Origin of the sequence: Limimaricola sp. G21655-S1 (genome assembly GCF_027213785.1) — a bacterium.
Taxonomy (GTDB): domain Bacteria; phylum Pseudomonadota; class Alphaproteobacteria; order Rhodobacterales; family Rhodobacteraceae; genus Limimaricola.
In genome coordinates, this window is sequence record NZ_JAPWGO010000119.1 from 1 (window position 1) to 356 (window position 356).

Consider the following 356-nt stretch of genomic DNA (forward strand, 5'->3'; position numbering starts at 1 on the left):
GGCACTTAACGGCCGAGTTCGGAATGGGATCGGGTGTTTTGCTCGTGCTATGGCCACCAGACCGAGGAAAGAACATCTTGTTGGTGGCCTACCGCCCGGAGGGCTGCTTGAGGCCGGTACGGCCTGTCGCGTGCTCCGATGGGAGGTCACCATATCAGCCGCCCTGCCCTTGCGGGGAGCGGTGTTCCAGGTCGTCGTACACCGTTTTGGTGCGTATGGTTTCGGATCCAGCCTTGCTGTTTCTGGATCGGATCAAGCCTATCGGACCATTAGTATCGATCAACTGAACGCGTTGCCGCGCTTACATCTCCGACCTATCGACGTGGTGGTCTACCACGGTCCTCGGGGATACCTTG

The 356-nt window shown here is 59.0% G+C and carries 2 rRNA genes; both read right to left on the minus strand.

The features are described from left to right. Positions 1-61, minus strand: a 5S ribosomal RNA gene (gene rrf, locus O4G76_RS20105); the annotation flags it as partial. Between the two features lie 187 nt (positions 62-248). Beyond that, a 23S ribosomal RNA gene (locus tag O4G76_RS20110) occupies positions 249-356 on the minus strand; the annotation flags it as partial.